Annotated in this window: 15 protein-coding genes; all 15 read right to left on the reverse strand. The window is 46.9% G+C overall.

Going from position 1 to position 18399, the window contains the following annotated elements:
* Position 1: 1 nt before the first annotated feature.
* The 15 genes from AS158_RS00650 to AS158_RS00715 all read right to left on the reverse strand — a co-directional run bounded on the left by AS158_RS00650 (position 2) and on the right by AS158_RS00715 (position 18394).
* Positions 2-949: an ABC transporter ATP-binding protein gene (locus AS158_RS00650; RefSeq protein WP_165304319.1), complete on the reverse strand. Its 948-nt coding sequence runs from the start codon at positions 947-949 to the stop codon at positions 2-4.
* Positions 946-1926, reverse strand: coding sequence for an ABC transporter ATP-binding protein (locus AS158_RS00655; RefSeq protein WP_165304320.1), 981 nt, complete (start codon positions 1924-1926; stop codon positions 946-948). The genes AS158_RS00650 and AS158_RS00655 overlap by 4 nt, the downstream gene beginning before the upstream one ends.
* Complete coding sequence (locus AS158_RS00660; protein WP_165304321.1) at positions 1923-2771, reverse strand: ABC transporter permease; 849 nt, start codon at positions 2769-2771, stop codon at positions 1923-1925. The genes AS158_RS00655 and AS158_RS00660 overlap by 4 nt, the downstream gene beginning before the upstream one ends.
* A gap of 5 nt (positions 2772-2776) precedes the next feature.
* Positions 2777-3766: an ABC transporter permease gene (locus AS158_RS00665; RefSeq protein ID WP_165304322.1), complete on the reverse strand. Its 990-nt coding sequence runs from the start codon at positions 3764-3766 to the stop codon at positions 2777-2779.
* Between the two features lie 55 nt (positions 3767-3821).
* A complete protein-coding gene (locus AS158_RS00670; protein ID WP_165304323.1) occupies positions 3822-5495 on the reverse strand; it encodes an ABC transporter substrate-binding protein in 1674 nt (557 codons plus the stop codon).
* Between the two features lie 131 nt (positions 5496-5626).
* Positions 5627-6733, reverse strand: a complete 1107-nt coding sequence (locus AS158_RS00675) for an ROK family transcriptional regulator (RefSeq protein WP_165304324.1) — start codon at positions 6731-6733, stop codon at positions 5627-5629.
* Between the two features lie 13 nt (positions 6734-6746).
* Positions 6747-7727, reverse strand: a complete 981-nt coding sequence (locus AS158_RS00680) for a glycoside hydrolase family 130 protein (protein ID WP_165304325.1) — start codon at positions 7725-7727, stop codon at positions 6747-6749.
* A 52-nt stretch (positions 7728-7779) separates the two neighbouring features.
* Entirely contained in the window at positions 7780-9462 is a 1683-nt protein-coding gene (locus AS158_RS00685; protein ID WP_165304326.1) for an ABC transporter substrate-binding protein, read from the reverse strand.
* 2 nt (positions 9463-9464) lie between these two features.
* Entirely contained in the window at positions 9465-9926 is a 462-nt protein-coding gene (locus tag AS158_RS09285) for a hypothetical protein (protein WP_241241220.1), read from the reverse strand.
* Positions 9845-11470 carry a cellulase family glycosylhydrolase gene (locus tag AS158_RS00690; protein WP_241241221.1) on the reverse strand — a complete coding sequence of 542 codons (1626 nt, stop codon included), beginning with the start codon at positions 11468-11470 and terminating at the stop codon, positions 9845-9847. Before AS158_RS00690 ends, AS158_RS09285 begins: the two co-directional genes overlap by 82 nt.
* 158 nt (positions 11471-11628) lie before the next feature.
* Entirely contained in the window at positions 11629-12429 is an 801-nt protein-coding gene (locus AS158_RS00695; protein ID WP_008195429.1) for a MurR/RpiR family transcriptional regulator, read from the reverse strand.
* Complete coding sequence (locus tag AS158_RS00700) at positions 12413-13555, reverse strand: glycosyltransferase (protein WP_165304327.1); 1143 nt, start codon at positions 13553-13555, stop codon at positions 12413-12415. Before AS158_RS00700 ends, AS158_RS00695 begins: the two co-directional genes overlap by 17 nt.
* A complete protein-coding gene (gene mggS / locus AS158_RS00705) occupies positions 13552-14835 on the reverse strand; it encodes a mannosylglucosylglycerate synthase (protein ID WP_165304328.1) in 1284 nt (427 codons plus the stop codon). The genes AS158_RS00700 and mggS overlap by 4 nt, the downstream gene beginning before the upstream one ends.
* Complete coding sequence (locus tag AS158_RS00710; protein ID WP_165304329.1) at positions 14832-17330, reverse strand: alpha-mannosidase; 2499 nt, start codon at positions 17328-17330, stop codon at positions 14832-14834. The genes mggS and AS158_RS00710 overlap by 4 nt, the downstream gene beginning before the upstream one ends.
* Entirely contained in the window at positions 17327-18394 is a 1068-nt protein-coding gene (locus AS158_RS00715) for an ABC transporter ATP-binding protein (RefSeq protein WP_004080048.1), read from the reverse strand. Before AS158_RS00715 ends, AS158_RS00710 begins: the two co-directional genes overlap by 4 nt.
* Positions 18395-18399: the final 5 nt, after the last annotated feature.

The raw sequence follows: 18399 nt of genomic DNA on the forward strand, positions 1-18399 counted from the left end.
TTCAATCCCCTGCCTTCAGACAGAGTACTTTATGGTTCTTCTCTACCTCTACCATCTCCGGCTTTTGGACGAGACACTTCTCATCCCTTATAGGACACCTGTCGTAGTACTTGCATGGTGCGTTGGATGAAGAGACAAGCTCTGGAACGAATCTCTTGCTGAGATCCCACTTTCTGTCTATCTCCGGAACGGATTCGAGAAGCATTTTCGTATAAGGATGAATCGGGTTGTGAAAAACCTTCTCGGTGTCTCCCATCTCCACTATGTTACCCCTGTACATGATGAAAGTCTCGTCGCTGATGTAATATCCAAGTGAAAGGTCGTGTGTGATAAAGATAACGGACATTCCTCTCTCACGCAGATCACCGAGAAGATTCAATATGTCCACCCTCGTTGAAGCGTCGAGCATGCTGATGATTTCGTCGGCTATCAGAAGTTCCACGTCGAGAAGGAGCGTTCTCGCGATGAGAATTCTCTGCAGTTGTCCTCCGCTGAGCTGATGCGGGTACTTCCCTAAGATCTCGCGAGGGTTCATCCCAACTGAAGCGATCACTTCTTCCATTCTGGTCTTTCTTTCAGAATCAGGGGTGTCCGGGAAAAATTCCTCAAACACCATGTTGAGAACCCTGTCTATTTTGTATATAGGGTTGAAAGATGAGAACGGATCCTGAAAGACCCCTTGTACTTTTCTGTAATATTCTCTGAGTTCTTTTCCCTTTATTTGGGTTATATCCCTTCCATTGACCAGTATCTGACCCGATGAAGGCCTTATGAGTTTCAGGATGAGTTTACCCACGGTGGTTTTTCCACTTCCGCTCTCTCCTATGAGAGATACGATCCTGGACCGTTCTATTTCAAAGGAAACGTCATCAACCGCTTTGAGCCTTTCTTTACCGAAGAAACCCAGAGGGAACTCCTTCGTCAAATTTTGAACCTTCAGAAGACTCAATTTACATCACCTCTTTCGAAGAGCCAGCATGAGACTTTTCTCCCGTCAACGTCGAACACTGGCGGATCCTGTTCACACTTTTCGAACGCATAAGGACACCTGTCTCTGAATCTGCATCCTGGTCCTATGTTGAGGAGACTGGGTGGATACCCTGGAATTCCTTTGAGCTTCGTCTGGGAGTATCTGACACCTATCTTTGGAAGCGAGGAAAGAAGCATCTTAGTGTAAGGGTGAAGGGGCTCCTGAACGATGTCTGCCATTGGAGAGATTTCCGCCACTCTTCCCGCGTAGAGCACCATCACTTTGTCTGCGATCTGATAAAGAACCGAGAGGTCGTGTGTTATGAACGCGAGTGATCCCATGATTTTCTTTTCTCTCATCTCATAGAGCATCTGTATAACCGATCTCTGAGAACTCACGTCTAAAGCCGATGTGATCTCATCGGCTATGAGGACATCGGGATTCATCAACGTGGAGATCACCATCACCATTCTCTGCTTCATTCCTCCAGAGAGTTCGATCGGATACATGTTTAGAACTTTCTTTCCAAGGTTGACGATCTCGAGCCTTTCCTCGATAACATCTTTTTTTCTTTCAAAACTTTCTCCGTGTTCGTGCAGAAGGTCGTCTATGATCTGTTTTATCTTTTTCGTCGGGTTCATAGCGTCCATGGCATACTGTGGTATGATGGAGATCTTTTCGTACCTCACTTTCCTGAGCTCTTTTGGAGATAGTGCCATGATGTTCTTTCCATCGAGGATCGCTTCTCCTCCCATGTACTTCATGGGAGGTTTCAAAAGGATCAAGCCGTTTCCAAGAGTGGACTTTCCACAGCCAGATTCACCCGCAATTCCAAGGATTTCACCTCTTTTTATATCGAAACTCACCCCATCAACGGCCTTCACGTAGCCGTAGAGGGTTCTGTAATAAATTCTCAGATCTCTGACATCCAGTACCACTTCAGCCACGCCTATCACATCTCCCTGAGCTTAGGATTGAAGACTTCATCAAGGCCAGCATTCATAACGTAAAGAGTTGCAACCATCAGAGTGATCACCGCACCGGGAGTGATCGCCCACCACCACATGCCAAGCTGTATAGCGTTCCAGAGAGTGGCCTGCTGCATCATGATTCCGAGGGAGATACCCCTTGTCGGACCAAGACCGATGAAGTCGAGCCCCGTAGCTGCAAGAATGGCACCGCCGAACTGGAGAATGAACACCATGAAAACGTAGGACATCATGTTGGGCATGATCTCACCGAAAATTATTTTCATAGGTTTCCTCGCGGTGATTCTTGCAAGATCTACGAACTCTCTTGTTTTCAAGGAGAGAGTCTGTGCCCTGACAGCCCTCGCGGTCCAGGGCCAGGCGGTGAAACCGATTATGATACTCTCGATGAACACTCCTCTGTAAGGAAGGTACGCCGCTATGATGATGAGGAGCGCAAGTGTTGGTATCACCATGAGTATATTGGTGAACATCATCAGAAGTTCGTCGAACCATCCACCTTTGTATCCTGCAACAAAACCAATGAGAAGCCCAATAACCGTCGCCAGAGTTCCTCCAAGGACTCCCACGAACAAGGAGCTTCTGAGACCGTAGACGAGCTGTGTGAAAATGTCCTGGCCGAAGGTGTTGGTCCCGAGCCAGTGCTCTTTGCTCGGAGGTTGATATCCAGGTCCCACAAAAGCAAGGGGATCCTTATAAGGTGAAAGATAAGGTCCTACCAGAGCCAGGATGATCAACCCGGCGTACACACATATGGCAAAAATGACCTTTTTATTTTTCAAGAAGAAATGGACGAATTCTTTTCTCGTCATGGCTATCAAACCTCTCCCGAATAGGATTTTCTGATTCTGGGATCTATGATAACGTAGAAGATATCAACGAGGAAATTGGCAAGAAGCACTCCAAGGATGATGAACAAAAAGCACCCCTGAATCAGGAAATAATCCTGGTTCAAAATTCCCTGCATGAGGATGTATCCTATACCGGGGTAGGAGAAGACGATTTCCGTTGTGAGAGCACCTGCAACCACCGTTCCGAGCTGGATGGCAAGACCGGTGATCTGCGGGAGGATGGCGTTCCTGTAGGCGTATCTTCTGATGAGTCTCTGAGAAGATCCGAGTGCCTCGAGGTATCTGGAATAGTTCGCTTCCAGTTCGTAGATGATCATGTTTCTCATACCTATTGCCCAGCCCCCGAGCATCACAAGAAACAGAGAACCAAATGGAAGTACCCAGTGGTGCAGAAAATCGAGTATGAAATCCCAGGAGAATGAAGGTGTTATTCCAAAGCTGTAAGCACCTGCGAGGGGAAACAGAGGTATAACCACACCGAATATCCAGGCAAGAAGAATACCAAACCAGAAGTAGGGAGATGCTGTCAGAGTGTAAAAAACAGGCAGTGCAAAGTTATCGAGTCTCTTTTTCCTTGCAACGAAAGCTCCAAATCTGTTTCCTATCGCAAAACTCAGAAGAACGGCTGGAAGAAGCACTATCAGCGAGTAAGGCAAGGCACGAGCTATCACTTTTGCAACTGGTTGAGGATACATGTAGATGCTTATACCAAGGTCACCTCTGAAAAGCGCTTTCCAGAAATTGATGTACTGCTCCCAGAGGGGTTTGTCGAGACCAAAAGCCTGAGTGAAGTAGCTTTGAAGAACCTTGACAGATTCTGGAAGTCCGGCGAACCTTGAGATCAGAAAATTTATAGGGTTTCCTGGCATAAATCGAGGAATAGCCCAGTCAATTGTGACGGCAAAAAAGAAGGTCAGAATGTAGATCAGGATCTTCTTTGTAAGATACTTTCTCAAGACTCCTACCTCCTTCTTTTTTTAAAACCCCGCCCCGAGGGGCGGGGTCATCATTTTACTTTGCTTCAATACCAAAGAGCGTCTTGATTCCTGTGAGCTGCCACCAGCCGTTCCAGCCTATCGGGACAGCGTACGGATTCTTCTCCGTTGGCCAGTTGGTCCACACAGCTTCAGAAGCCTGGAACCATGCACCGTTGTACCACAGAGGAATGAACGGCAGATCCTTGAGCAGTATCTCTGACAGCTTGGCTACTACTTCTTTAATTTTAGCATCATCATTGCTTCTGTTGAGTTCGTCGAGAAGAGTCTCAACTTCAGGATTGGCGTACTTTCCAAAGTTTCCGGAGTAGGAGTACTCGGATTCTACTGCATCCGGATAGAACACACCGTTGAAATAGGACCAGATGGTAGCGGAAACACCGGTTGTAAAGTTGTTGAGTATGAGATCGAACTTTCCACCGTAGAGGTCGTCTGCGTATTTGGAGTAGTCGGGGTATTTAGGTTCGACGTTGATTCCGACTTTCACGAGATCTTCTGCAATGGACTGGATAGAAACCATCCAGTCGGTCCATCCATACGGACACTCGATGGTGAGCTTGAACGGTTTTCCGTTCGGGTCTTCTCTGAATCCATCCTTGTTCACATCTTTGAAACCAAGCTCGTCAAGGATCTTCTTTGCCATCTCTGGATCGTACTTGAATCCGTACATATCAACGACGTCTTTCGGGTAGTACTTCATATAACCGGGAAGCGGCAGGATTCCAGCAGGATTGGCGGCCGTTACCATGTTCTCGTAAGCTCTGGTGACGATCTTTTCAGGATTGATAGCATAAGCCATTGCTCTTCTGAATTCAGGTATGCTGAGAGGATACTTGTTCACGTTGACGAAGATTCCTGCAGTGTTTGCCGGAAGCATGTAAGGAGCGTTTTCGTACCAGGTGACGATTCCGTACGCTTTCTTCAGAACGGGAACACCTGGCAGGAAGAAGTTGCTCCAGTCGAGTTCTCCTTTCATGAGCATTCCCACTGCGACGTTGTTGCTGAGAACTCTCAATTCAACAATCCTTTCAGGTTTGGGGTTGTAACCGAGTTCTCTGATTCCCCACCAGTTCTCGTTCTTCTTGAAGACACATCTGTCGTCTGCCCAGCTTTCAACATAGTATGGACCAGATCCCACAGGGTACTCGTTGGCTGCCTGAAGGACTTCTTCCTCTGTTTTGTTTTCCCAGATGTGTTTCGGCACAATCGGTGTGTTGATAAGCATCTGTTTCCATTCCTGGTACCTTGGGTCGGAGAAGATGAACTTCAGCGTTCGTTCATCGACCCTTTCGATTCTGTCGAGCCAATTCCATACCGGGCTGTAGCTGATACCAGTGTACTTCTTGGCGATTTCGAAGGTGAAAGCCACATCGTCCGCCGTGAGAGGAACTCCGTCCTGCCATCTGAGACCCTTTCTGAGCGTGAGTACGTATTCGTTGTCACTGGCCCATTCTCCTTTTTCTGCAAGCCACGGTTCGAACTTGTCGTTCAGGGGATCGTAGAGAAACAGGGGTTCATAGACAAGACCGATGGTTCCCGCAACCGCGTTCCACGGCGTGAACGGGTTCCAGTTGGATGGAGGAGACCACAGCGCTCCACCCCAGTAGAGCGTTTTGTTTCTCTCGAAGCTCTGTCCGAAAACCGAAACCAATGCCAGAATCAGAACGAGAACGACTAAAAACCTTTTCATAGAAACACCCCCTTAAAAGAGTATGAGATCATTATTTCTACGTGTAAATGTACAGTGAAAATGTTTACATTCCAAATCCAGTCTCCCGGGATTATCGAGATTTATTTCCGATTATTTGTAACAAGTTTTCTTTAACTCGTTGTTACTCTCTCGAGATAATTTTCCAATGCATGTACGGCTGCTCCAAAGGCGATCACCGGTTCCTGTACTTTCGAAAAGCTTATATCCACACTGTGTTTGTAAAGAAGGTGTGTTTCCACTTCGATTTTGATCTTTTCCAGAAAATTCTCACCGAGTTCTTTGAAAAAACCTCCTATGACGATCTTCGATATCCCGAAAAGATGTATCAAATCCAAAAGGCCTACACTGAAATACCTCGCTATGTCATCAAAGTACTTCCTCACTCGAATATCACCAGAATCTCTCGCTTCAGTCAAAGAGCTGAACCCCATAGAACGAATGTACTCCAGAACAATATTTTCATTGCATATATCCTCCAGAAAGACGTACTCGTTTCCATTGAAAACCCTGGTGTATCCGATCTCTCCTGCGTATCCGTTTTCTCCCCGGTAGAGTTCTCCATCGATGATGATGCCAGCTCCTATTCCCTTTCCTGTCAGGATCCAGGCGAAAGAGTCATCCCGCTTTGTATACCACTTTTCTCCCACGGCTCCCATGTCCGCGTCGTTCTCCACCCAGACCTCGATGCCGTACTTCTCTTTCAAAAGGTTCGCCAGAGGAATCTGTGAAAGTGGAAAGTTTCTCGGATCTATGATGATGCCTCTTTCAGTATCTATCGGTCCAGGAGCTGCCACTGTCAACGCTGAAAGTTTACTGCCGAGTTTTTCCATCATATCTTTTGCGCGGTCTATAATTCTGTACATGACATTCAACGTTTCCTCTCTATCGCTCTGAGATGGAAGAGGATGTGCTTCGTGTGCGAGAATGTTCATACTGGCATCTATGAGACAGGCGGCTATTTCGTCCCTCGTCACCTCTATACCGAGAACATGAGCGCAATTCGACGAAATTTTCAAAGATTTTGTGGGTCTTCCCACCCCCTTCGGAGAATCTTTCTCTTCAACGATGATCTTCTTCTCCAGGAAAATCTTTACGATCTCACCGACTGTGGTCTTGGTGAGACCGAGTTCCTCCGCGAGTTCTACACGCGACACGGGTGATTTCATTATTCGTTTCAGAATCCTCGATATGTTTTCTGCTCTCACCGATTTCGGCAAGTTCTCACTTCCTTCACATGGAGTTCCTTTTCACGAAATCTACAATCTCATCAATATATCCAAACGCGAGAGCCACGTGGGTGTCTGCTGCACCGTAGTATATTGCAACTCTTCCTGTGTCGGCGTCGCAGAGCGCGGCACACGGAAAGACAACGTTTGGAACGAAGCCCACCGTTTCGTACTCTTCTTCCGGCGTCAGAAGATAGTACCTCGACCTGTAGAGAACCTTGCTGGGATCGTCGAGATCGAGGAGAGCTGCTCCAAAACTGTACACGTAGCCGTTGCAGGTGAGTGTCACACCGTGGTATATGAGTAGCCATCCTTCGCTGGTTTCTATTGGATACGGTCCCGCTCCTATTTTCAGATTCTCCCACCAGTTGTAACTGCTTCTTCCCAAGACGAACCTGTGGTTACCCCAGTGTATCATATCGGGGCTTTCACTGAGAAATATGTCTCCAAACGGGGTGTGACCGTTGTCGCTCGGCCTGTTGAGCATCAAGTACTTTCCTTTTATCTTCCTCGGGAAGAGAACACCGTTTCTGTTGAATGGAACGTAGGCGTTCGGAAGTCGGACAAAAGTTTTGAAATCCTTGGTCATGCCCACTCCGATCGTGGGACCGTGGTCTTCTGTACAGAAAGTTATGTAGTAGGTATCCTCTATCTTCACTACCCTTGGATCGTAAGCGTAACTCGGCTGGAACGGTTCTCCATTCACATCCACCCACTGTATCTCTTCTGGCTCTATTTCCCAGTTTATTCCGTCTTTACTCCTTCCGAAGTGAAGGAAGGGCCTTGTGTTCTTGTGATCGATCCTGAACACCCCTACAAACTCTCCGTTGTACGGTACAACTGCGGAGTTGAAGACTCTTGCCCCCTTTGGAACCGGGTTTCTTCCAATTATCGGGTTTTTGCTGTATCTCCACACAGGACCAGTGTAGCCTTCCGGCTTTTCTTCCCAGGGAATGTTTGGAATTTTCTCCGTAAACACTTTCATCCATGCTTCCCTCCTTAGATTTAGAGCCCCACCCAAGAGGGTGGGGGAAAATTTATTTTGCCGGTTTAAGATTAAATAGAATTTTCAAGGCACCAGTTTGCCACCAGTTGGCCCAACCACATGGCCAGGCATATGGATTATGTTCGTTAGGCCAGTTAGTCCAAACGTTATCTTGTGTTATAAACGCCATCGCTCCATACCAGAGAGGGATGAAAGGTAGATCTTTTAAAAGGATCTCTCCAAGTTTTCCACAGAGTTCGGTGACTTTCTCAACATTGTCAAGTGGTGTTCTGTTGAGTTCTTCAAGTAAACTTTCCACCTCGGGATTCTGGTATCTTCCATAATTTCCTGTGTAAGAGAATTCAGATTCTAAAGCATCAGGATAGAAAATAGTATTGAAATATGTCCAGGGAGTGCTGCTTATACCTGTTCCATTGGCATTCATTTCTATATCGAATTCTCCTTTGTACATGTTTTCATAGTATTTGGAAGAATCCGGGAAGTATGGTTCAGCGTTTATTCCAACCACCTTGAGTTGATCTACTATCACCTGAATTGCCTGCATCCAGTCGGTCCATCCATACGGACACTCAATGGTGAGCTTAATGGGTTTTCCATCTGGGGCTTCTCTGAAACCATCTCCATTTACATCCCTGAATCCAAGTTTATCAAGAATACTTTTCGCCTCTTCAGGATCGTATTTGAAACCATACTTTTCTACAACTTCTTTTGGATAGTACTTCATCCAAACAGAATTCGGAAGAAAACCAAGGGGATCTGCTTTTAAGACGGCTCCTTCATAGACTCTTTGAACTATTGGATCTACATTTATCGACATAGCAATTGCTCTTCTGAACTCGGGAAGGCTAAGAGGATATTTTCGTGCATTGAGGAAAAGACCAACAACCGTTGATGAGAGGTGATACGGTGGTTCGTCGTACCATGTATTGAGATTATAAACTTTTTTCAAAATGGGAACACCTGGGAGCATGAAATTACTGAAGTCCAGTTCTCCTTTCATCAACATGCCGAGCGCCACGTTGTTACTGAGGACTCTCACTATAACAACGTATTTCGGAGCAGGTTTCACACCCATAACTTTTGTTCCCCACCAGTTCTCAAAACGCTCGAAAATCATTTTATTCTGGTCCCACGAGTGAGCAACATATGGACCTGATCCCAATGGATACTCATTTGATGATTGAAGTATAGTGGTTTCATCTTTTCCTTCCCAAATATGTTTTGGAACAATTGGAAGTGTATAGAGGAGTTCATTCCATTCATGATATCGAGGATCTTTGAACACAAAAATGACGGTTCTGTTGTCGGGTGTTTCAATATGATCAAGCCATTCCCAAACACTACTGTAATGTATTCCCTTGTACTTCTTAGCTATTTCGAAAGTAAATCGAACGTCTTCTGATGTCAATGGAACATTATCATGCCAGTATATACCCTCTCTCAATACAACCCTGTAAGTCTTACTGTCTAACCATTCACCTTTTTCTGCAAGCCATGGATCAAAATTTCCAGTGAGTGGATCGTAAAAGAACATTGTTTCATAGACAAGTCCAGTTGTTCCTGGTACCGCATTCCACGGAGTGAACGGATTCCAATTAGAAGGAGGAGACCACAGAGAACCTCCATAGTACATAGTTTCGTTTCGTTCTAAAACTTGGGAGAACAGACTTGAGAAAAGAAAAACAACCACGAATACCAGTAAAAATCTTTTCATATTCACATACCTCCTGTTCTTTTATAAAGTCTCACATTATCGATGAAAATCGGTCCATCGTACCTCAGATGATCACCGACAATTCCTATGTGAAGTTCTTTCACCCCCGCTGTTCTGTCGAACTCAATTCTTACATGGAATCTTCTGTACTCTTTTCCGCCGAAAGTGATGATCTCCGCACTTTCCACGTTCGCGTTGTTCATGTCGAGGCCTATCTTCACCCAGCCGGGGTTCAGAACAGCGTACGGCCTCAGCCTTCCATTGAGTCCCTCGACGTTTGGAATGTAGATGTCGTACTCGAGGATCTCGCATTCTGGAAGTCTTTCGAACTTGCTTGCTACTCTCACTTCTTCCCAGTCGCTCTTTCCGGGCAGTTTCACGTTTAGCTGCAGTGCTCCATTTCCCACCTCGCCGTTCCATTCAATGTCAGGTGACCCGAACTCTGCCAGGTTCCACTGTTCCACCAGCTTTTCACCTCCTCTGGAGAGGAAAAATCAACCTCCTCTGCGAGCACGTACCGTGCTTCGTTCACCACTTTCACCCTGATGGTGTCTTCCACCGTCTTTCTCTGAAAGTGGCCCTCAAGAGACATTTCATGTTCTCCGTCCGGGATTCGGGTTGTGTCGAGATCGAAGCCGTGGATTCCGTATCCGAGATGTTCTATCTCATCTTCAAAAACCAGATCTTCAACTTTGACAGACAACTTTTCAAACGTGTTGCTGTAGTCGAAAACACCAGCCCTCACTTTCACGGTCTTTTTGATCTCCATGCCGTCTTTTGGAAGGATGAAAAAACAGGTGTCTTCTCTTCTGTCTTCACCTGTGTTGAACAGCTTTGCGTATTTTCTTATCAGTTTCGCTTCCGGGCTGTCATCGTTCACTATTCTGAAACCGTCGTAGTCCGGATAGTATCCTCTCTTGTCTCTGTCCGAACCTTCCCCGATTCCCGCGAGCATCCAGAACATCGCTCCATCTCCACCGAGATCGTAGACCAGATCGTTCCAGAGTCTGTAGATGGCCGTTCTGTTAACAGGTGCGCTCTCTGGAATTCCATATTCTTCCAGAACAACGGGTTTTCTGATCTCTTTTGCGATCTTTATGTGGTCTTCTATCCATTTCGCTCCCCACTGGGCATAGTTCTCTGGACTGACACCCCAGTGGGACGGATAAAGGTGAAACGTGCCGAAGTCCACCGTCTCTATCGAAAGGAGCTTCTTCCAGTCAACACCAGACCAGCCGTTGTAGGCCCACTCGGCTTCTCCACCGTAAGGTTTGACTCCTTCGTAGTTGTTGAAGAATCCTTCGTCCCCCACAGCCACGAGGTGGTTGGGATCCAGACTCTTTATGTAGGAGCTCATCTCCTTCACCCACTCAACGAGCGTGTTCCCCGATTTGTCCGTCTCACAGCGCGGTTCGTTTGCAAGCTCCCAGGCCATGATGGTGGGCTCTTCCCTGTAAGGAACTCCCGTGTAGGTATTGACATGGTTTACGAGGAAGGAGACGTACTTTTTGTACTCTTCTTTGATCTTCTCATCTCTGTAGAAATCGTCGTGATGGGTTCCTCCAAACCACCTCACGTACTGGTTCATCCCACCGAAGTCGTCCCAGTTGTTCACAAGAACGACGATGAGCTTTATACCGAGTTCTTTCGCTTTTGCAATCGTATAGTCGAGTCTTTCGAAACCGCTCTGGGCGTTCGATATTCCTTCTGGCACCCCGAAAACACCGGGCTCAGGATGCATATAGGTGTTCTTGTCCCTGCAGTAACTCTCCCCGTCGAGGAAACCCCAGATTCTGAGCACCTTTATACCCATGTCTCTGGCACTCTCCAGAACACTGTCTATCATTTTGTTGCTCTTGTAGTGCATGTAGTAGTTGTTGCTTCCAATGAATCTGAATTCTTTTCCGTTCAGAGTGAATTTTCCGTTTTCCACTTTCACGAACTCGTCACTTGCAAAGAGAATGAAAGAGAGCTCAACGATCAATAAAATGAACATAAATCTACGCATATCGATCCCTCCTGTTAATTAGTAATCTTTACTTATTTATCAGGGTCATCAAAAAGGAATTTATCACTCAGGTATCTGTAAAATCAAGTCCTATTTTTCGTGATTTTCGACGTTTATTTGTGAAGGTGAGCAATTATTTCCGATTAGAATCCAAAATCTCAGAATCTCTTCGGTTTGAACACTCCTTCCAGGTTCTCGAAGTGTTTCTTCCTCTCCCGGTATATTCTCTGGAACGTTTCCTTGAAGAGCACATCCACAACGGCGATCTCTCCGATGTTCTCCCTGAGGAATTCGTAGGTGTCGTACTTCACGGGCGGGCTTTGAAGCACCAGATGAACCACCTTGGCGAGTTCGGACTGCCCGTTCGTTGTGATTGCGATCGTCTTCGCTCCCATGTCTTTTGCCACCTGGGTGGATTTCACCGTGTCTCTGATGTTTCCCGTGTGACTGATCGAGATCACCAGGTCTTCACCGGTCAGATTCACGGCCTCTATTACCTGAACGTGCGGGTCGTTGGAAAAGAACGTGTGAAAGCCAAGAAGAGAGAACTTCAGGCTCGCGTACTCAGAAACCACTCCCGAGAGTCCCACACCGAAGAAGAGAATGCGGTGGGCGGAGAGTATCCACTCCACCGCCTTTTCCACGTTCTTCATATCGAGGGTGTCCTTGAGCCTTCTGAGGATGTCTATTTCCTCGTCTATGAAATCTCTTCTTTCTATGGTTTCTTCGATCCCACTGAGTTCTCTTGCAAGTGCGATCTTGAAGGCCTGGTAGCCTTCGAAATCGAGCTTTTTGATCATCCTGTGAATCGTGGTTTCGCTCACACCCACGATCTTTGCGAACTCTGTGATCGAGTAGTGGATGACATCGTCCGGCCTTTCGAGCACGTAATCCGCGACTCTGCGCTCTGCGGGACTGAACTGCGTGTAGACGTTCAGAATCTTATCTCTTATCTTCAACTTCCCATTCCTCCCTGAACGAGTGTTTCTTCTCCAGAAACACACCGAGCTGTTCGTACACGTACCTTTCTGCCTCTTCATCCGATAGAGATTTTACCTCTTCCGCAAAACGTGCGGTTCTTGCGAAGTAAAAAGGCAGAAGATTTTCCACCACTTTTTTGTCCCTTGTTTTCCTGTACTGAACAGCGCTCCTGTAGAGGGTGTCGACCCAGGAAGAGAGGCTCAGTGTACCGCTCTCTTTCACTTCCGACAGGATACCGCGATCTATGTATTCCACTTCTTCAAGGGTTTCTCTTGCGAGTTTTTTGAGGTTTTCGATGTCTATACTCATAGGAGGAACTTCCTCTTGAGGAGTTTCACCATAGATGGGAACGTCTTCTATCTTCCATATCTCTTTCCAGGCGTTTTCGTAGGTGATCACAAGTTCAAAAAGCGTTCCCACGACCTGAAGGAACATTCCTTTAAGGTGTTTTCCCGGGTCCTTCACGTCGTGCACCTTGGTTCCAAGAGTTGCCTGAACAACCTTTCCAGATTCGTTTATGGCGGTTGTGGTCATCCATATGTCGATCCCGAATCTTGCAATGTCCGTGTTCCAGATCTCTTTTGGCTTTCCCAGATAAATCTCGAGGAGCTTTCTTCCTACACCGAAATCCCCACCGATGGGCTGGCGCACCTTTTTACCGTAGAGAACGGCCGTCAGAGGAAAACACACGTTGTTCGTGATCGTGCCGTCGAACCTGTGCCTCAGGTAGAAGGGAGTGACGTAATCTGCCTCCCCTTTCAAAACAGGTCCTGCGAGTCTTTCCACCCACCAGGGTTTGACGCTTCGAAGATCCGCGTCGAGAAAGACGACCGCCTCCGCATCCTGCTTCAGGGCAAACTCCATGATCGCTCTCATCGCGCTTCCCTTTCCGGGAATACCTTCATAAACGAAGCTCTCTTTGGGAAGACCGAAAGTATCGGTCTCCATGAAGCGCTCTCTTGTCCCATCTGCCGATCCTCCATCGGAGTTCACGATCATACCATCACCATCGAAGAAATCTACAATTCCCTGCGCCGCTGTTCTCGCAACGTGAGAAATCGTTTCGGCGTTGTTGTAACTCGGTATCCCCACAACCACTTTCATGGTAATACCTCCCTGCTCAGTATGTCTTCCAGTCTCTCTAAACTGAAGTGTTTCTTTCCCACTTCAAAGTTGTGTTCGACAGTTTCCCTGTAAAGAGACGGATCGAAGAGGAGGCGAGAAATTTCCTCGACGGCCTTTTTCAAAATCCTCTCGTCCACCTTTACAAGGCCGTTCTCTCTGAAGTATCGATCTCCAAGACTGACGTATTTCAGGCCGGCTGGTTTTATATCTGATTTGAAGACTTCGTACTCGAAGAGCACCACGGGCTTTTTGGCTGCGATCGCTTCCAGAAGCTGATTCCCCCATCCCTCGAGTATCGATGGATACGTGACAAAATCAGCGACGTTGTAGAGCTTCCAGAACAAAGAGGTGTTTTTTCTCACTTCCTCGCTCAGGACAAGAAGCGATACTCCTTTTGAAGAAGCGTATTCTTTGAGTTCTTTCAGATACTCTTCGTCTTCGCAGATACCGGAAAAGAGAAGGATCACTTCTCCGCTGTATCTCTCTCCGTTGTAGAGATCAGCTTCTTTTTTCGATGTCAGTGTTTCCTTCAGAAGTGACACCACATCTATCGAAAGTTCGATCGCTTTTCTTCTATCGATTCTGGTTGCCTGGAGGGCCACAATCGTGCCAGGCGCTATCTGAAGTTCTTCTCTCACCCTGTGGTACATCTCTTCAGAAGTGATGGGAGAGCTGAAATCCATGACGTTTGGCACCACGACAGAATCGATGTTTCTGCGTCTTTTAAGCTCCCTTTGAGCGATCGTGTTTATGACAACGTGTTTCACGTTTGGAAGATCTGGAGGGAAGTGTTTATCAAGGATCTCCCTGAATCTTCTGTTTTCCGGAATCAGATGTTTCCTCTCCCACCAAAAATCGTGGTGATGCGCGACGAAGTTCTTTTCCAATCTCGAAAGGGCAAGGCCCAGGGACGGAAAGAGTCCAAGGGACCAGATGTTGTTGGGAACGATGAGATCGTAATCTTTCAAGGCTTCGTTCAGGATGTGGAAGAGCTCTTCCTCTTTTTCTTTCAAGAAATCGAGAAACTCTTTTTCACTGAGGAAATCTTTTATTCCTCCGAAGAAGTTCCTGTTCACCCTTTCAAAATCTGGATTTTCAAAACCGATCTCCTTTAGAGTGAGATCGACTCCCTCTTTCTTGTTTCCGGCAACGATGTGGACTTCGTGGCCCATCTTTGTGAGAACCTTCTTCCACTTTTCCATCTCGAGTGAGACACCATCCATGAGACCTCCCCGGTAGTGAATGAGCGCTATTTTCATTCTCTCTCCTCGCTTTCAAAGAGTTCCACCACGTAGTCGTAGGTTCTTCTCTTCATTCGAAGCTCGTTCAGCTCTCTCGCTGTTTTCTCGACATCTATCAGATACTGAAGGGAAAGTTCTATTTCCTTTTTCGTTCTCAGAAGAGAGAAGAGCCGATGCTTCGATCGAGGATCGTCCTTTCCCTCAAGATTGGTAATTTCATCTTCGAGGCTGGAGAGCGTTTCTTTCAAAAATTCGATCACTTCACCTTCCGGGTTCTTTTCCACGGAAACAACGGGAAACTCCGGGAAATTCAAAATGTTCAGTCTCGAAACAAAGCATTGTTTCTCTGAGAGAGACTCTATCGATTTCTCACCTATCTGAAGCGGTCTCAGACCTTCTATTTCTTCGAGGTACGGATTGTACACCCAGAGGTGATACCGATCCTTCACACCGGCCCAGGGGAGAGAAGAGAAGAAGAAAGTTTTCTCCTTTTCGGTGCCGTCAGCTTCAACATCTAAAAGAAGAGGAGGATTATCGAAGAGAAGGTACCATCTGAAGAACTCTTCGCTACGTGGATGAACCGGCAGTTCCATGAACGCAAGATCCACTGTGAAAACTCCTTCACACTTTGCCCCCGGAACATACATCATGGGTCCCGCGTCACCAACTCTGTTTTTAACCTCTTTTGCTATCCACTCAACGGACCTGCTCAAAGTGACGTGTACTTTTCCTTCTTCCATCCAGTACTCTCTAAGACCTCTTGCGAGAATAGTCTTTGAACTTTCTTCACTCCAGACGGACACAAACCCCTGAAACGGAAATTCCCTCACTTCACCTGTTTCTCTTGCTGCAAGCAAAATCCCCTTCAGTTCCTCAGGAGGTGTTTCAGGAAGAAGGTAGGAGTCCTTTTCCTTCCTTTTCACCACGTCAAAAGGCATCTTCGCGAAGATTTCGCCACTTCCCGTTTCATAAACCATTGAAAGCTTGTAGTTTTCCCCCTTTGTCTTCAACGCGATACGCCACTTCACGAGCGGGGTTTCATCGAAGATCACGCGTTCTTTCGTCTCGATCAGGCACTGCGAAGAACGTATCGTTCTTTCCAGTTCCACCACCATCGAGTGTTTCGTCTGCAAAACTGTTCTCATCTTCTCCAGAGAGATCGAAAAATCAGTTTCTTCAACAGAGGTGGTGTAAGCGTCACCATCTTCTTTGAACAGTTTCAAAACACCCGCTTTCCTGTTGTTCAGAACGAGTGTGCCGTCTCCTTCAAAATAGGCTCTGTAGTATTCGTTTTCCCAGGTGAGTTCCTTCACTTCTTTCTTCTCGTCGGCAACTTCTGTTTTGAACAGTCCTGCACCGTTTGTTTTCAACAGGAATGTCCTCTCGCCATCACAGAAGTGATGGTTGTAGGAGAAGGGCGATAGGGAGAGCACGTAGGTTCCCTTTTCGAGATCCGAACGTTCCACAATATGTCTCAGCCTGGATTCAACAGAAGATTTCACAAGGAAATAAATATTTCTGTACGTTCTCTCCATTTTTTCGTGGACGGGGTCAGCACAAACACCGCAGATGTTGTCGTGCGCGAGAGTTTTCAGATAATCCCTCCAGAAAAGATCACTTAACTCCTCTCCGTTCAGAACAGAGAGAAGATCGTTCATTTTCAAAAGCCTCTCTACAAGATCACTTTCAAGCTTCAGATAAGTCCTCGTGGAGAGTGTCCCTGGAAAGACACAGGCGTACCTTCCAGAAAGGAGCTCTCCGGAAAGAGTGGGGGCATCTTCAGGGAATCTCTCGGGAAACTCTTCTGGTGAGACGATCTCAACGTTCAGATAATCGCTGGGATCCTCGGGAGAGAGATCTATATCGTATCCGTCGAGAAGAAGAATTTCTCCAGATCTCGAGAATTTTGCGAGTTTTTCCACCTCGTGTTTCAGTCTCTTCTCAGCGATATCCCGCGTTTCCTTCAAATTGTAGAGGTTCCTGTATCCTCCCACGAGGAAAACACCCTGGACAGCTGTTCCATCGCTTCCTTTCCAGAAAAACTCCTGGGAGATCCCGTCGTTTTCGAAGGAAATTCCCCTCCACAGAAAGACCTTTTCTATTCCAAAGATTCTGTGCAGCTGAGGTTCCTGTGATATGTGACCGAAACTGTCGAGAAGCCAACCAGCATTCATGCGTTGCCCAAAGCGATTCGCGTCTTTTTCTCCTATCTCGAAATTTTTCAAAATGGAAGCCTCACCCGGGATTCTCCAGTCTATCTGGATGTAATACGGACCAACAAGAAGTCTTCCAGATCTCACAAGCTCTCTGAGATCTTCTTCGAGGTCCGGATGGTAAACGAGGAGATCCTCAGCTACGGCGGTTTGACCGTCCAGAACGTACACGAATTCTGGATTCTTCTGAACAAGCTCTTTCACTCTGAGAAAAACTTCTTTCAGCCATTTAGAGGTCACTTCAGAAGTGGTGAACCACTCTCTGTCCCAGTGGTTGTGAACAACCACCTTCACTATCATGAAATCCTCTCTCCCGTTTCAGGGTGAAAGAGATGGATCTTTTCAACATCCAGGAAAAACGTGATCTTCTCACCGCTTCTGAAATCCACATCCCCTGGAATTTTTGCGACGATCTTCTCACTTCCAACGTTGAGATGGAGAATCGTATCCGACATGAGTTTCTCGGCGAAATAAACCTCTCCTTCCAGCTTCAAAGTGTTCGGCTTTTCCTCCAGATAGACGTTCTCCGGTCGAATACCAAGGATCACCTTTTTTGCACCTGGATCGGTCTTCGCGGGAATCTTTATCTCACCGTTTTGGAGGACAACGCTATTTCCTTCCGATCTCACTTCCATCTCTAAGAAGTTCATCTGCGGTGATCCCACAAAACCAGCGACGAAGATGTTCACCGGATGGTGATAGATCTCAGAGGGCGTTCCAACCTGCTGAAGCTTTCCCTGGTTCATCACCGCGATTCTGTCTCCCATCGTCATGGCCTCTGTCTGGTCATGAGTCACATAGATGGTGGTGACTCCAATTCTTTCCTGAAGCTTTTTCAGCTCGCTTCTCATCTTCACCCTCAAAAGTGCGTCCAGATTGGAAAGAGGCTCGTCCATCAGGAGTACTTCGGGTTCGTGAACGATCGCTCGGGCAACGGCAACCCTCTGTCTCTGACCTCCGGAGAGCTGTGCGGGGTACCTGTCGAGGAGTTCGGAGATGTGAAGGAGATCCGCTGCCCACTTTACCCTCTTTTCTATCTCCTCTTTCGGGACTTTTTTCAGTTTCAGAGGATACGCGATGTTGTCGTACACCTTCATGTGGGGCCACACCGCGTAGCTCTGGAAGACCATCGAAATGTTCCTGTCCTTTGGAGGAAGGTTCGTCACGTCGCGATCGTTGAAAAAGATCTTTCCCCCGGTCACCTGTTCGAGACCCGCTATACACCTCAGAAGGGTCGTCTTTCCACAACCAGATGGACCGAGAAGAACGAGGAACTCCCCTTCGTTCACGACAAGGTCGATTCCATCGAGAGCCCTCACATTCCCGAAATATTTCTTCACTCCGTCTATTTTCACCTGCGCCAAGATCG

It is taken from the genome of Thermotoga sp. 38H-to (genome assembly GCF_011057665.1).
Lineage (GTDB): Bacteria > Thermotogota > Thermotogae > Thermotogales > Thermotogaceae > Thermotoga.

Bases quoted from the DNA above. Each gene is read 5' to 3' on its own strand.
- AS158_RS00710 (WP_165304329.1), bottom strand. From the start codon at position 17,330: ATGATAGTGAAGGTGGTTGTTCACAACCACTGGGACAGAGAGTGGTTC.
- mggS (WP_165304328.1), bottom strand. From the start codon at position 14,835: ATGAAAATAGCGCTCATTCACTACCGGGGAGGTCTCATGGATGGTGTC.
- AS158_RS00690 (WP_241241221.1), bottom strand. From the start codon at position 11,470: ATGCGTAGATTTATGTTCATTTTATTGATCGTTGAGCTCTCTTTCATT.
- AS158_RS00685 (WP_165304326.1), bottom strand. From the start codon at position 9,462: ATGAAAAGATTTTTACTGGTATTCGTGGTTGTTTTTCTTTTCTCAAGT.
- AS158_RS00700 (WP_165304327.1), bottom strand. From the start codon at position 13,555: ATGAAAGTGGTTGTGGGGATACCGAGTTACAACAACGCCGAAACGATT.
- AS158_RS00660 (WP_165304321.1), bottom strand. From the start codon at position 2,771: ATGACGAGAAAAGAATTCGTCCATTTCTTCTTGAAAAATAAAAAGGTC.
- AS158_RS00670 (WP_165304323.1), bottom strand. From the start codon at position 5,495: ATGAAAAGGTTTTTAGTCGTTCTCGTTCTGATTCTGGCATTGGTTTCG.
- AS158_RS00680 (WP_165304325.1), bottom strand. From the start codon at position 7,727: ATGAAAGTGTTTACGGAGAAAATTCCAAACATTCCCTGGGAAGAAAAG.